Origin of the sequence: Cryobacterium cheniae (genome assembly GCF_004403395.1) — a bacterium.
In the GTDB taxonomy this organism is placed as follows: Bacteria; Actinomycetota; Actinomycetes; order Actinomycetales; family Microbacteriaceae; genus Cryobacterium; species Cryobacterium cheniae.
The window spans coordinates 1-14,332 of sequence record NZ_SOGN01000065.1; the positions used below are offsets into that span (position 1 = coordinate 1).

Genomic DNA, 14,332 nt, shown 5'->3' on the forward strand with positions numbered 1-14,332 from the left:
TGGCTGGCCCGGACGCAGGCGGGGTCGGGGTGGAACGGGATGACGGCCATCATCTAGGTCGAAGCCGGTGCACGGAGCGACAGTGTCCTCGCGACTCGGCCGGACAGCGCTTGGTAGACTTTCCCGGTGAAGATCCGCGAACTTTCCATTCCAGATTCCTACGAGATCACCCCGAAGCAGTTCGGAGACGACCGAGGCGTGTTCCTCGAGTGGTTCCGCTCCGAGCAACTGGAGGACACCCTCGGGCACCGTCTGGAGATCGCCCAGGCCAACACCTCGGTCTCCAAGCGCGGCTCGGTGCGCGGCATCCACTTCGCCGACATTCCGCCCAGCCAGGCCAAGTACGTCACGGCCACCCACGGAGCCGTGCTCGACTTCGTGATCGACATCCGGGTCGGCTCGCCGACCTTCGGCCAATGGGACTCGGTGCTCCTGGACGACACCGACCGCCGCGCCATCTACGTCGCCGAGGGACTCGGCCACTGCTTCGTCGCCCTGACCGACAACGCCACAGTCAGCTACCTCGTCACGGCCCCCTTCAACCCGGGCCGTGAACACGGGATCAACCCGCTGGACGCCGACATCGGCCTCGTGTTCCCGGCTGAGGCCGGCGAGCTTCTGCTCTCCCCGAAAGACACGGACGCGCCCGGCCTCGCCGAGGCCGCGGCATCCGGTCTGCTGCCCACGTGGGATGCAGCCCGCGCCTTCTACGCTTCCCTGAACGCCGCTTCTCTGAACGACAGGAAATAGTCATGCGCGGAATCATTCTGGCCGGCGGCTCAGGCTCACGCCTCTGGCCGATCACCAAGGGCATCTCCAAGCAGCTGATGCCCATCTACGACAAGCCGATGATCTACTACCCCCTTTCGACGCTGATGATGGCGGGCATCAACGAGATCCTGATCATCACGACGCCGGAGTACAACGACCAGTTCCGGGCCCTGCTCGGGGACGGGTCCGACCTCGGCATCCGGCTCGAGTATGCCGTGCAGCCGTCTCCGGACGGGCTGGCCCAGGCGTTCATCATCGGCGAGGACTTCATCGGCGACGAGAGCGTGGCCCTGGTGCTGGGCGACAACATCTTCCACGGTGCGGGGCTCGGGTCCGCACTGCGCGGCAACAGCGCCGTCGACGGGGCGCGCATCTTCGCGTACCACGTGAGCAACCCGACCGACTATGGCGTCGTCGAGTTCGACGAGCAGATGTCCGCGATCTCGATCGAGGAGAAGCCGACGAACCCCAAGAGCAGCTACGCGGTGCCCGGGCTCTACTTCTACGACAACTCGGTGATCGAGATTGCCAAGAACATCGAACCGAGCGCGCGCGGAGAACTCGAGATCAGCACCGTCAACGAGCGCTACCTCGACCAGGGCAAGCTCAGCGTGCAGGTTCTCGACCGGGGTACCGCCTGGCTCGACACCGGCACCTTCGAGTCCATGCGCCAGGCGTCCGAGTACGTGCGCGTGATCGAAGCCCGCCAGGGCTTCAAAATCGGCTGCATCGAGGAGATCGCCTGGCGTGCCGGGTGGATTGACAGCGCGCAGCTGGCCGCGCTCGCAGAGCCGCTGCGGAAGAGCGGCTACGGAACGTACCTGTCGGGTCTGCTCGGCGAATAAGCAGGTCCGGCTGCCAAGCCGATGGTCATGCTGAGCCGGGACATTCAGAGGGATGTCCCGGCCCCGGTATGGCTCCCCGCCCTACCGCCGTCCACGGGAGCAGGCGCGACAGCTAGCGTGTCGAGCGGCGCCGGGCGCGGATGCCGTCGATCCAGCGAACGGCTCGTCGCTGTCGGTAGGCGGCCAGCTCGGCTTCGAGGCGGGCGACGTGGGCGCGATACTGGCCTTTCAGGGCTCTCAGCGTCTCTTCCAGAGCCGTCTGCTTCTCTTCCAGCGTGCGGGCATGCACCGCGGTCTCATGGTAGGAGGTCGCGAAAGACCGGGTTTCTTCCTGCTCCACGGTGAGCATCCGTTTGCACTCGGTTTCCGTGGCGGCGATCACCGGTCCCAGCAGCCGTGCGGCGGCCAGCAGGTCGGGGTCGAGGGCGACGTCGGGAACGGGGGATTCCTGAGTGCGGGCCACCGTCTCCTCCGCCACGAAGGTTCCGTCGCCCAGCCCGACGGCGAATTCCTCCGCAGTAGGGTGCCGCAGAATGTAGAACGACTGCAGACTGCCGAGTTTGTAGCGCCGGTACTCCTGCATCCCGTGGTGATTCGGACTCGGATTCAGGTCGGGGTTGCTCTCGTAGCCGAGCCCGGCGCTGCGGACCTTGCGTTCGAATTGGTCCCACGAGCGCCAGGGAAAGTGCAGAACCTCGATCAGAGCGTTCGGGGGCTCGACGCCGCGGCCCTCGAGGCTGACGAAATGGTTCCCCTGGGCAATCTCGATATCGGGCACGCCGATGTGCACCGTATCCGGCGTGGAATGGGAATGCAGGCCGATCTTGTTCAGGGAGTCGTTGGTCCGGAGGTCCCGATAAATCAGCCGCTGCAGGCCGGATCCGCTCGCGGCGGGAGGTCCGATCATGTCCACGACGGGAACGACGAAGCTCCGCAGACTCTTCGGGTGGAGCTCGAGGGCCTGACGCAGTGTCAGAGCGCGATCCACGGGCATCCAGAACTCGTCCGCGTCGGCGTTCAGCACCCAATCCGCCTCGTACAGCAGGAACGCATCGCGCGCCATGGTCGTGACCACCGAATGCTGTTGTTTGCGGTGCACCGGGTCTTCGCGCAGGTCGATCAGGCCGCGGTCAGAGAACCCGCGCAGGATCTCCAGCGTCCCGTCGATGGAACCGTTGTCGGTGACAATGATCTTGTCGATACCCTGGTCGAGGTGGTGCGACAGCATCGGCCCGATCACGTCCGCTTCGTCCCGGACCATCAGGGTCATTACAAGCCTCATTGGTGATGGATCTCCAAACTGTTACCGCACGAACCCCTCGACAAGACTATCGCCCGGGGAGATGCCGTCGGCCCCTGAGATGGAGACCGAGGCGCAGGATGCCGCGCACGGGGGAGAAGTACCAGGCGGAGTATTTGCGGGACAGGAATTGGTACGCGCTCTCGTGGTGCTTGCGTTCCATCGCGTCGCGGCTCTGCGAGGTGGAGTGCGCCCCCGTATGAACGACGACCGCTTCCGGCACGTACAGGTTCGTCCAACCGTTCTTGCCCAGCCGGTCGCCCAGGTCCACGTCTTCGAAGTACATGAAGTAGGAGGTGTCGAAGCCGCCCACGGAGTCGTAGGCGCTTCGTCGGACGAGCAGGCACGCACCCGATAGCCATCCCGCCGGGACGATGTCATGGCTGGAGACCACCGGGATCGGGCGGTAAGACCGCGTCCAGGGATTCGTCGGCCAGATGCGGGAGAACAGTGCGTGACCGATGCCGGTGCTCAGTGATGGTACCGGCCGGGCCGACGGATATGTGGTGCCGGCAGGATCGATGATCTTCGGGCCCAGAGAACCGGCTTGCGGGTTGTTGCGCGCTGCATCCAGAAGAATGTCGATGGACCCCGGGGCGAATTCGACATCCGGGTTGGAAATCAAGATGAAGTCGGCCGCGGCTGCGTGCGACGCGATTCCCCGGGCGATGCCGTCGCCGTAGCCGCGGTTCGAATCCAGGCCGAGGAACCGGGCCTGCCCGGCCTCCGACAGCATCCGGGCCTCGTCGACGTCCTGTGAGGCGTTGTCGACCACGACGATCGGCGTCAGTACGCGGGTCGCGCCGCGGGCGGTGACCAGGAACCGCGGGAGCACTGCGCTTGAATTGTGCGTGACAGTGACAATCACCACGGAGTCGTTCATGTGCCGACTCCCGTCCGGCCGAGTCTGGTTGTTCGTGGCATCGGTCATCGAGCGGGGGATCAGACTGCCGGGGCTTCGTGCTCGGCGGCGTCCAGGATCCGCAACGTCGGTTCGGCGTGAACCGTGCCGGTCGCCAGCGGATAGAAGGGCACATTGAACGTGCAGGCCTGAGGCATGTCGTGCACGTGCCGGAGCGTGCTGTCGAGCAGAGACGCATTCACGAAATACTTGCCCGCCCCGAAGGCGACGTTGCGGATGGTGTACTCGAGTGACAGCGGACCCGACAGCGGGGGGAGGCGCACGTCCATCAGGGAGTTCTTGGTGCCGTACACGACCTGACCGGAGGCGTTGTCGATCTGCAGAGCCCCGATCCAGCCGGTCAGCTCGTCATCGTGGTCGAACGTCATCACGATCCGAAGGTCGTCCCCGGGCAGTACCGGGTCGCCGATGGCCTTGCCGACGGCATGCACGGTCGCACCGAGAACGTGTCCCTCGTGAACGACGACGTCGGGGGAGGCGGCGGCCGCTTCCTCAACCCGCCGTTCCTCGAGGATGTTGCGGAAGGCCATCACGGCCTGATGGGCGTTGCCGTCGAATTCGATCTCGCCGCGGTTGAGGAGGATCGCACGGTCGCAGAGCTCCGTCACCTGCCCCAGCGAGTGACTGACGAGGATGATCGTCCGGCCTTCCGCCTGGAAGGAACGGATCTTGTCCAGGCACTTGCGCTGGAATGCCTCGTCGCCCACCGCGAGGACCTCGTCGACGAGGAGAACATCCGGTTCGGTGTGGACGGCGACCGAGAAAGCGAGCCGCACGTACATTCCGGACGAGTAGAACTTCACCTGGGTGTCGATGAAGTCGCCGATCCCGGAGAAGGTCAGGATGTCGTCGAAACGATCTTCCGTCTCCGCCCGGGTCAGGCCGAGGATCGAGGCGTTGAGGAAGACGTTCTCGCGGCCGGTCAGGTCCGGGTGGAACCCGGCGCCGAGTTCGAGCAGCGCGGCCATCCGGCCGCGTCGCGACACGGTTCCGGTGGTCGGCTGGATGATCCCGCCGATGACCTTGAGGAGTGTGCTCTTGCCGGATCCGTTGTGCCCGATGAGCCCGACCGTCGTCCCGGCCTCGATGGTGATGTCGATGTCGCGCAGGGCCCAGAACTCCTGGCGGTGCTGGCGGCCCATCTTGCCCAGCGTCACCAGCCGCTCCTTCAGCGCATTGTCCTTGCGGACCACGAACCTCTTGGACACGCCGTGGGCGGTGATGACGACCGGTGCGGGTACCGGTGCGGCCGAGCCTGCTTCGAGAAGGGGGGAATTCATGATTGCGTCGATTCTGTTTCTCGTTAGAGTTCCTGGGCGAAGTTGCCCTGGAGACGGGAAAACACCCGCTGCGATACAAATAAAAGGACCAGGCCGACGACGAACGTGACCGCGAGCCGCAGCAGCAGATCGTCGGGGAAGGGCGTTCCGTCGCCGGCGGTCCAGAAAGCCTTCTGGAAGCCCAGCACGGACAGCGTGATCGGGTTGCTCGTGTAGATGTTGAGCAGGATCCCGTTGCCGAGGATGTCGCGAACCATGGCCCACGTGTAGACGATGGGTGAAGCCCACATGAGCACCATCAGCGCGACCTCGACGAGGTACTGCACGTCCCGAAGGTAGACGTTCAGCGCCGACAGCAGCAGGCCGAGGGCCGTGGCGTACACCAGGAGCACCAGGACCGACGGGAAGAAGTACACCAGATTCCAGCCGAGCGGATGACTGCCCACCACGATGGTGGCCATGATCAGGATCGCGAGCTGGATCAGGAAATTGAAGCTGGCGGAACCGACGCTGGCCAGGGGGAAGATCTCCCGCGGCAGATAGATCTTCTTGATCAGGCCGGCATTGCCGATGATCGAGGCCGTCGCGGAGGCGACGATCTCGCTGAAGAGCGTGTACGCGGTCAACCCGGTGAAGATGTAAATCGCGAAGTCGGGGATGCCGCGCGCAGCGCCGAGGAACTTGCCGACGACGACATAGTAGATGACGAGCTGGGTGAGGGGCTTGATCAGCGACCACAGGAATCCCAGGGCGCTGTCCTTGTAGCGCGCCTTCAAATCTCGACGCACGAGCAGGCCGAGCATTTCCTTCTGGCCGCCGATGTCACGGATGGAGGCCCAGGCGCCGACCAAAGGGCGGGACCGCGATCCGATCGTGTCGAGTGGGACGGAGGCCAGTCGCCGAAACCTGGCGGTTCGCGCGTCGGGTGAGTCTTTCGAAGCAGTCATGATCACACCAAATCATAACTGCACCGCCTGAGTACCGGGCCAGTCGTCGTCGCGGGACGGCGCCGCCAGCCTGCGCCGCAGACAAGGCTTGTTAGACTTCCCTCACTGATCGACCGGCTGAGCAAAGGTGAATTGTTGAAGAAGAGACGAACAGGTCTGGTTTCCGTTGTCCTCGTGAACTTCCGAGGGACGGACGACACAATTGAATGTGTTCGCGTACTTCAGGAACTCAACTGGCCGGCGGAACTCCTCGAAATCATCATTGTGGAGAACGGCTCCGGGGACGACAGTCTCGAGCGTTTGTCGAAGCTTGAACCGGGCGTGACGGTCATCGATTCCAAGGCCAACCTCGGCTTCACGGGCGGCTGCAACCTCGGTGTCTCCCACGCGAATGGTGAGTTCGTCGCCTTCCTCAACAACGACGCGAAGCCGCATCCGGACTGGATCAAGGAAGCCATAAACACCTTCGCGACCGGCGCCGACATCGGCGCCGTAGCCAGCAAGGTCCTCGACTGGGACGGCGTGAACGTCGACTACCTCGACGCGGCCGTGACCTGGTACGGCATGGGCTACAAGCCGCACGCGGGTGAGAAGGACCGCGGCGCCTGGAATGACGAGAAGGACGTGCTGTTCGGCACGGGTGCGGCCATGTTCATCAAGGCCGACGTCTTTGAGGAACTCGGCGGGTTCGACGACAACTTCTTCATGTTCTACGACGACGTGGACCTCGGCTGGCGACTCAACCTGCTCGGCTACCGGTTCCGGTTCCAGCCCAAGTCGCTGGCCTTTCACAAGCACCACGCCTCCATGAACAAGTTCGGCAATTTCCGCGAGGAGTACCTGCTCGAACGCAACGCCCTTTATACGCTGTACAAGAACCTCGACGATGAGTCCCTGGCCCGGGTCTTCCCCGGTGCGCTGCTCCTGGCGACCCGGCGGGCCATCGGCCGGGGCAAGCTGGACTCCACGTCGCTGGACCTGCGGAACCCGGGCGGTGACAGTGAACCGACCATGCCGGTCCCCAAATCGACCATGGCGGGCATATTCGCCATAGACCAGCTCGTGGAACTGCTGCCCCAGATGACCGAGGCGCGGGCCGCCGTGCAGGCAACCCGCCAGCGGACAGATCGGGACATGACACGTCTGTTCGGCAACGTCGACGAACCGGCGTACCCGATCGAAAGCTACCTCCGCGGCTACGACAAGATCGTGGAAAGCCTCGGCGTTCTCACCGGGACGTCACGCCGCCGCATCCTGGTGATCACCGGAGACTCCGTCGGCGAGAAGATGGCGGGGCCGGCGATTCGTGCCTGGCACATCGCCAAGCTGCTGTCGGACGAACACGACGTGCGTCTGGTCAGCATGACCCGCGCCGACTCACTCGACGATGCGTTCGAGGTCGCCGTCATCTCGCACCACCGCCCCAGCTCCGTTGTGGAGCATGAGAAGTGGGCGGACGTCATCATCGTGCAGGGGCACGCCCTGGCACTGTTCCCGGCTCTGGAACGCTCGTCCAAGGTGATCGTCGTCGACGTTTACGATCCCCTCCACCTCGAGCAGTTGGAGCAGGGCCGCGGCAAGGTCCTGGAACTGTGGAACAAGCAGGTGAACGACGCGACGGACGCGTTGAACCACCAGCTGCTCATCGGTGATTTCTTCCTCTGTGCCAGTGACAGGCAGCGCCACTTCTGGCTCGGTCAGCTGGCTGGCCTCGGGCGCATCAACGCGTTCACCTACTCCCGCGACAGCGAGCTCGATTCCCTGATCGCCGTGGCCCCGTTCGGCATCTCCAGCACGGACCCGGTCAAGTCCCGGGCCGCCATCCGCGGGGTGACACCCGGCATCGGACTCGACGACAAGGTCATCGTCTGGGGCGGCGGAATCTACAACTGGTTCGATCCCGGCACTCTTATCCGCGCGGTCGCGGAGATCTCGGTGGAACACCCCGACGTGCGCCTGTTCTTCCTGGGCGTCAAGCATCCCAACCCGGACGTGCCGGAGATGGAAGCGGTGGCGGAGGCGCGCCTGCTGTCGAAGGAACTCGGCATGACGAACAAGCACGTGTTCTTCAACGAAGCCTGGGTTCCGTTCGACGACCGGCAGAACTACCTGTTGGAAGCCGACATCGGTGTCTCCACGCACTTCCAGCATGTGGAAACGACTTTCTCCTTCCGCACCCGCATTCTGGACTACCTCTGGGCGGGCCTGCCGATCGTGACAACGGAGGGTGATTCCTTCGGGGACCTCGTCGAGAAGGAGAATCTCGGGGCGTCGATTCCGGAGCGTGACCAGGACGCGCTCGTGGCGGCCCTGAAGATGTACCTATACGACGCGAGCGCCATAGAGGCGGCCCGAGCGAACGTCCAGCGGGTGCGTGAGCAGTTCGTCTGGGAGCGGGCACTCGCGCCGCTCGTCGAGTTCTGCCGTCAGCCGGTCCATGCGGCGGACAAATCGATCACCCCTGGCCAGGCGGCTGCGGCGCTGACCGCCAAGGTCAAGCCCCTCGAGGCCGCGCGTCGGAGCCCGCACACGGGCATTCGGAGAGACGTGGATCGAGTGGCCTACTACTTCCGACAGGGCGGTGCCGGAGCGGTCATCGAGCGGTTCAAGGCGCGCCGGGTCAGAATCCGCGATTCTCGCAGGTAGTTTGCAGGTAGTTTGCAGGTAGTTTGATGCGGGCCGCTTCACGTGATGTTAACGTGTCGTTCCGGGGAGCGGCCCTCACCTGACATAGTCTCGTTGACGTTGCGCCGAGCGGGGCAAAGATGCGGGGATCGAACCAATGCGTGCAGGCGTCATGCGAATCTGGGCCTTGATCGTGTGCGGGGCTGTCCTGTCCTCCGTGCTCGTCTCACTGCCGACACGAGCCGAGGCGTTGTCGGGTTCCGACTTCGACCCGGGCTATATCATCTCTGACGAGAAGTTCTTCGACTCGGGATCCATGAGCGAGATCCAGATTCAGAGCTTTCTGAACAGCAAGGTGACGACCTGCAAGACCGGGTACACCTGTCTCAAGGACTATCGGGTCTCGACCTTCACCCGAGCCGCGGTCGAGCCCGGTCATTGCAAGGCATACATCGGCGCCGAGAACGAACTGGCCAGCCGCATCATCTTCAAGACGGCGCAGGCCTGCGGAATCAATCCGCAGACGCTGCTCGTGCTGCTGGAGAAAGAGACCGGCCTTGTCGGTGCAACCAGTCCGACGGACGGCACCTATCGCAAGGCGATGGGATACGGATGCCCGGACACGAGCGTCTGCGACTCCGCCTTCTACGGCCTGTACAACCAGATCTACAAGGCGGCGTGGCAATTCCGCCAGTACAACAACTATCCCGATCGGCAGTATCGGATCGGTAGCGTCAGCGTGGGATACCACCCGAACAGCGCGTGTGGAAGCAGCACGGTCAAGATCTTCAACCAGGCGACAGCCAACCTGTACAACTACACCCCGTACCAGCCGAATGCGGCATCACTGGCGAACCTCGGGGGCACCGGCGACGCCTGCTCCTCCTACGGCAACCGGAATTTCTGGGCTTTCTTCACCAACTGGTTCGGATCGACAACGGGCAGCACGAATCCGTTCGGCAACATTGAGGAAGTGACGGCCACGCCCGGCAATTTCCGCGTGCGCGGCTGGGCGATCGACCCGGACACCTCGGCATCGCTGGATGTCCACGTGTATGTGGGGCCGGCGGGCAAATCATTCCAGGCCGCGCTCGAGCGCCCCGATGTGTCCGCGGCCTACCCCGGACGGGGTTCCAAGCACGGATTCGACGTCACCGTGCCCGTCAACTCAACAGGTCCCAATGACGTGTGCATCTATGCCATCAATCAGGGACCGGGAGCCAATGTGCTGCTGGGCTGCCGCACCGTCAACGCACTCAGCGGACCGCCGATCGGCGCCGTGGACGGTGCGTCCGCGGTCACCGGCGGAATCAGAGTCACCGGGTGGGCGCTGGATCCCGACACCGCAGACCCGTCCACGGTTCACGTGTACGTCGATGACGTCGGCAAAGCAGTCCAGGCGCAGCTGTCCCGACCCGACATCGGCAGGATCTATCCCGCGTACGGGAGCGCACACGGCTTCGACGAAACGATCGCCGCTTCTCCAGGCTCTCATTCCGTTTGCGTCTACGGCATGAACACCGGACTGGGCTCGACGACCGTACTCAACTGCAGCACAGTCGTCGTCCCGGGTGCGCAGCCGACGATGACCGACTCCGGTCGGGCGCCCATCGGTAATGTCGAAGCGGTGTCGACGGCACCGAATTCGCTGAAGGTGTCCGGGTGGGCGTTGGATCCGGACACGGCGCTGCCGATCGCGGTGCACGTGTATGTCGATTCGGTCGGTGTCGCATACACCGCGAACCGGGATCGTCCCGACATCGGGGCGGCCTACCCGGGTTACGGCTCGGCGCACGGTTTCGCGGAGACGATCGCGGCGTCGGCGGGTCCGCACCGGGTCTGTGCCTACGGGATCAACACCGGCGCGGGAGGGCACACGTTGCTCAGCTGTAAGGACGTCGTCGTCCCTGCTCCTGCGATTGTGGATCAGGGTCGGGCGCCCGTCGGCAACGTAGAGTCGGTGGCCGTCGGAGCGGGCAAGATATCCGTCGTCGGGTGGGCGTTGGATCCGGACACGGCGTCTTCGATCGGCGTGCATGTGTATGTGGATTCGGTCGGTGTCGCGTACACCGCGAACCGGGATCGTCCCGACATCGGGGCGGCCTACCCGGCTTACGGCCCGGCGCACGGTTTCGTGGAGTCGATCGTGGCGGCGGCGGGTTCGCACCGGGTGTGTGTCTACGGGATCAACACCGGCGCGGGTGGGCACACGTTGATCGGATGCCAGACCGTCACGGTGTAGCCGTTCGATGCGCTCGGATATCCTGACAGGATGGCCCCGTCTTCGGTGGCCTGACAGCCGGGATCCGGCATCCTGGGTGAACCAGGCCGATCAGCCTCGAGGGGCGAACAGGGAAACGGGAACAAGTGCGACGATTTTTTGATGCGGTGGCAGCGGGCAAATGGGTCACCCTGGTCGTCAGTTGTCTCCTGCTCTTCCTGGTCTCCGCATCATGGGCGATCAGTACGCCGCTCGGAGCAAGCCCGGATGAGCCTGCTCACATCATCAAGGCTGCTTCGGTGGCTCGCGGACAATTCATCGGGGAGATCACCGAAGCTCCGGCCGTGACCAGGGTGCAGGTCCCCTCCGGGCTGGCCGCGGCATCCAAGTGGCCGTGCTTCGCCTTCGACGGCGCGAAAGAAGCGGACTGTATACCCGAGGTCAAGAACGGCACCGACCTGGTCGGCGCGACAACGTCCGCCGGGCTGTACAACCCGACGTACTATGCGATCGTCGGCTTGCCATCGCTGCTCACCGATGACACCTCACGAGCCGTGATGCTGATGCGCCTGGCCGGGGGCCTCGTGGCCTCGTTCTTCCTCGCAATCACCTTCTGCGCGATGGTCCGGTTGGGCAATCCGCTGTGGACCGGTCTGGGGTTCGTCGCGGCACTGACTCCGATGGTGTTCTTCCTGAACGGAGCCGTGAATCCGAACGCACTGGAAATTGCGACGGGTGCAGCATTGCTGGCGTCACTGTTGGTCGTCGTTACGGGTAGGTCCAGTCATGACCGATGGTGGCTCGGGGCGGTGGCGATCAGTGGTTTCCTCCTTGCCCAGGCCCGGGGACTCTCTCCTCTGTGGATGGCCCTGATCGCCGTTGCGGTGCTGACCTTCACCCCCTGGGGGCGGTTGGCGGTGCTCCTGAAACGCTTCGATGTGTGGGCCACCGTCCTGATCCTCGCAGCGGGTGTCGCCGTGTCCGGGATGTGGATTCTCCTGACCGGCACCCTCGGGAGCATGGGTGTGTTCCCGGGTGCCGGCGAGGTCGGGCGCTATGAGGCGTTCGTTGAAATGCTGGTTGGGCGTTCCTTCGACCCGGGACTCGTCGGGGTATTCGGATGGCTCGACACATTGGCGCCGTCCTTCAACTATGTGCTCTGGTCCTTCATGGCCCTGGGGTTGGTGGTGGGAGCCCTGACTGTCGCGCGAGGGCGCGCCCTGGCCGGCGTCATCGTTTGTCTGGCCGGCCTGATGCTCGTGCCTCCGATTGTGCAGGCCGCGTCAGTGGAAACGTCCGGGTACATCTGGCAGGGCAGGTACGCGCTGGTCGCCTTCGTGGTGGTCATGCTGATCGCCGGCGTTGCGATCGGGGCGGACCCACGGATGGCAGCCGCGACGACAGGTCTGCGCCAGTCGACTCGGTTCGTCGGAATCGTCGGCGGCCTGGTCGTGATCGGGCAGGTCTTCGCTCTGATAACGACGATCAAGCGGTATTCCGTCGGTACCGACACGAGCTGGCTGGATGCACTGCAGCAAGCGCCGCTCTGGGTGCCGCCAGGGGGCACAGTGATCTGGCTGGTGGTCGCAGGCATGGGCATGACCGGAATCATCGTCCTCTGGGCCTGGGCGTTCCGGGGATCAGCGGTGGGGGACCGACGAGTCAATCGCAGCGTGCCCCTGGAGTCCTCCGTCAACGCCGGCGCAGTCGTCAGCTGAGTTGTGCGGTCACGGCGGCGATGAGTGTGGACTCGACCCCGCCGGCACCGGCTTTCAAATGAGCCAGGTGTGGGTAGACGGTCATGCTGCCGCCCGCGATCCCCGGGGAGTCGAGGTCCCAGCCGCCCTCGTAGCTGCCGCCCGTGACGTAGGGCGGGAAGAAGTTGTTTGCGGGAACGTAGCAGCTGACCTCGTTGGCATAGCCGCCGACCAGGATTCCGTTCGCTCCGCCGAAGCGGCTGCGGAAGTAGGCGCCGTAGCCGCTGACGAGTTCGCCGCCGGTGAGGGCGATCCGGAGTATCGGGCTGCCCTGCAACTTCCAGACCTGGATCGGGGTTGGGATGGACGTTTCGATGGTGTCGCTGTCGATGCGGCTGATCATGACTTGCGCGTGGCGCTGGAACCAGGCCGGCTGGCCCGCCGGATTGTCCAGCCTCTGCACGTAGGCCGCTCGAACAGCGGCGAGGTTGGCGTCCGTTGCAAGGATGTCGAGGGGGAGGTTGACTTCCTCGTAGCTGGTCTGGATCGGGCTGGAGAGTGCTCGTCCTGCCGTACCCGCCGCGGTCGACACGGCGCTACCCAGCGCTGAGCTGTGGGCGTCACGCAGCGCCCAACTGCGGACACCGGCGGGATCCTGGTCACCGGCCGGACCCTGCAGGAACATGGCGAAGCACCCCGGTCGGGCATTCTCGATGTAGGTGCAGGCGCCGGCAGGCCAGTCGCCGTCGAAGAGTTCACGCCATCCGGCGCTCACCGGGTGACAGCCGTAGCTGAAGATGACGGCACGGGGGGCCCCGTTGCTCCGCCGAGCCGTGAGCACGGGTACCTGCTTTTCGACGGTGGGCAACCCCACGCGGTTGACGGCGAAACCGGCGTTGGTCACCTTGTAGTCAAGCGTGACGGGGGTCCGAGCGGCGTTGAGCGCCTGGGTAACCACCTCGACGATCTTGTCCTGAAGCCACGAACTGTAGCTTCGAAGGAGGGTGAGGTCGGAGAGTCCGTAGGAGATGAAGGGGTGCAGCATATCGACGAGGGCGGGACCGTTGTGGGTGTGGGTGGCCTGCAGCGTGATGTCGGCATCACTCCAACCCGCCAGCGCGAGTAAGCGCGGCCGCAAGGCCAGGTTCATAGATCGAGGGATGCCCAGAAGGTCCAGGGTGATGAGCGCATTCGGGTACGAGTCGTCCCACAGGATGACGCAGCGGGCGTACAGGGGTTCCCGGTACGGATCGCTGCTCGCGGCCAGGCGCGGCGCAGACTGCACGCCGTAACCGGCCATATACGGATTGCTGTCCAAGGTGGGTGTGATGCCGACCTTGGCTGTGGAGACCTGGAAGCTCACGGATGTCCCCCTTTCCACGGACAATGTAGACCGGGGCGGAGGGGCGTGCCTAGCCCCCCGTCTGAGGCGTGTAAAATTCGTCCATGCATTCTCACTCCGGTTCGCGCCCCGGTCGGTCGGTCACACTTCCGGCTGCCTCCTCCCTCCTACTGACGGCGATTCTGGTTGTGGGCGGTCTGTTCGCGCCCACGGCGGCCACCGGAGGCGCCTCCGCCGTGGCGGTGGCGCAGGCGGGGCCTACGGTCCTGGCCCGGGATGGTGCCGGGGTGTTGTGGTCGTATCCCGGGGATGGTGCCGGCGGTTGGTTGGCCCGGGTGCAGGTGGGGTCGGGGTGGAACGGGATGACGAGCATCCTGAGTCC

General features: G+C 64.6%; 10 protein-coding genes and 1 pseudogene. 6 read left to right on the top strand and 5 right to left on the bottom strand.

Features of this window, described 5'->3' with window-relative positions:
- Window positions 1–126 precede the first annotated feature (126 nt).
- Both E3T23_RS14205 and rfbA read left to right on the top strand, forming a co-directional pair.
- Window positions 127–750 (top strand): dTDP-4-dehydrorhamnose 3,5-epimerase family protein, encoded by a 624-nt coding sequence (locus tag E3T23_RS14205; protein ID WP_134371192.1) that lies wholly within the window; start codon window positions 127–129, stop codon window positions 748–750.
- Between the two features lie 2 nt (window positions 751–752).
- Window positions 753–1,616 (top strand): glucose-1-phosphate thymidylyltransferase RfbA, encoded by an 864-nt coding sequence (gene rfbA, locus E3T23_RS14210; RefSeq protein ID WP_134371193.1) that lies wholly within the window; start codon window positions 753–755, stop codon window positions 1,614–1,616.
- 112 nt (window positions 1,617–1,728) lie between these two features.
- Here rfbA and E3T23_RS14215 read toward each other — a convergent pair whose 3' ends face one another.
- From E3T23_RS14215 to E3T23_RS14230, 4 genes are read right to left on the bottom strand one after another with little or no spacing between them, the layout of a single operon-like run.
- The gene (locus E3T23_RS14215; RefSeq protein WP_134371195.1) at window positions 1,729–2,886 is read right to left on the bottom strand and encodes a glycosyltransferase family 2 protein; all 1,158 of its coding nucleotides are present in this window, start codon (window positions 2,884–2,886) and stop codon (window positions 1,729–1,731) included.
- A gap of 58 nt (window positions 2,887–2,944) precedes the next feature.
- A complete protein-coding gene (locus E3T23_RS14220) occupies window positions 2,945–3,847 on the bottom strand; it encodes a glycosyltransferase family 2 protein (RefSeq protein ID WP_338145455.1) in 903 nt (300 codons plus the stop codon).
- Between the two features lie 11 nt (window positions 3,848–3,858).
- The gene (locus E3T23_RS14225) at window positions 3,859–5,118 is read right to left on the bottom strand and encodes an ABC transporter ATP-binding protein (protein WP_134371199.1); all 1,260 of its coding nucleotides are present in this window, start codon (window positions 5,116–5,118) and stop codon (window positions 3,859–3,861) included.
- Window positions 5,119–5,141: 23 nt separating this feature from the next.
- On the bottom strand, window positions 5,142–6,065 hold the full coding sequence (locus E3T23_RS14230; RefSeq protein WP_134371201.1) for an ABC transporter permease: 924 nt from the start codon (window positions 6,063–6,065) through the stop codon (window positions 5,142–5,144).
- Window positions 6,066–6,200: 135 nt separating this feature from the next.
- Here E3T23_RS14230 and E3T23_RS14235 point away from each other — a divergent pair, with 135 nt between their 5' ends.
- The 3 genes from E3T23_RS14235 to E3T23_RS14245 all read left to right on the top strand — a co-directional run bounded on the left by E3T23_RS14235 (window position 6,201) and on the right by E3T23_RS14245 (window position 12,629).
- Window positions 6,201–8,711: a glycosyltransferase gene (locus E3T23_RS14235; protein ID WP_134371203.1), complete on the top strand. Its 2,511-nt coding sequence runs from the start codon at window positions 6,201–6,203 to the stop codon at window positions 8,709–8,711.
- 151 nt (window positions 8,712–8,862) lie between these two features.
- Window positions 8,863–10,932 carry a hypothetical protein gene (locus tag E3T23_RS14240; protein WP_134371204.1) on the top strand — a complete coding sequence of 690 codons (2,070 nt, stop codon included), beginning with the start codon at window positions 8,863–8,865 and terminating at the stop codon, window positions 10,930–10,932.
- A gap of 125 nt (window positions 10,933–11,057) precedes the next feature.
- The gene (locus E3T23_RS14245) at window positions 11,058–12,629 is read left to right on the top strand and encodes a DUF2142 domain-containing protein (protein ID WP_166806309.1); all 1,572 of its coding nucleotides are present in this window, start codon (window positions 11,058–11,060) and stop codon (window positions 12,627–12,629) included.
- Here the strand turns inward: E3T23_RS14245 and E3T23_RS14250 are convergent.
- A complete protein-coding gene (locus E3T23_RS14250; protein WP_134371207.1) occupies window positions 12,622–13,971 on the bottom strand; it encodes a hypothetical protein in 1,350 nt (449 codons plus the stop codon). The genes E3T23_RS14245 and E3T23_RS14250 overlap by 8 nt on opposite strands.
- A gap of 83 nt (window positions 13,972–14,054) precedes the next feature.
- Here E3T23_RS14250 and E3T23_RS14255 point away from each other — a divergent pair.
- Window positions 14,055–14,332 (top strand): annotated as a pseudogene (locus E3T23_RS14255) (hypothetical protein); the annotation flags it as partial.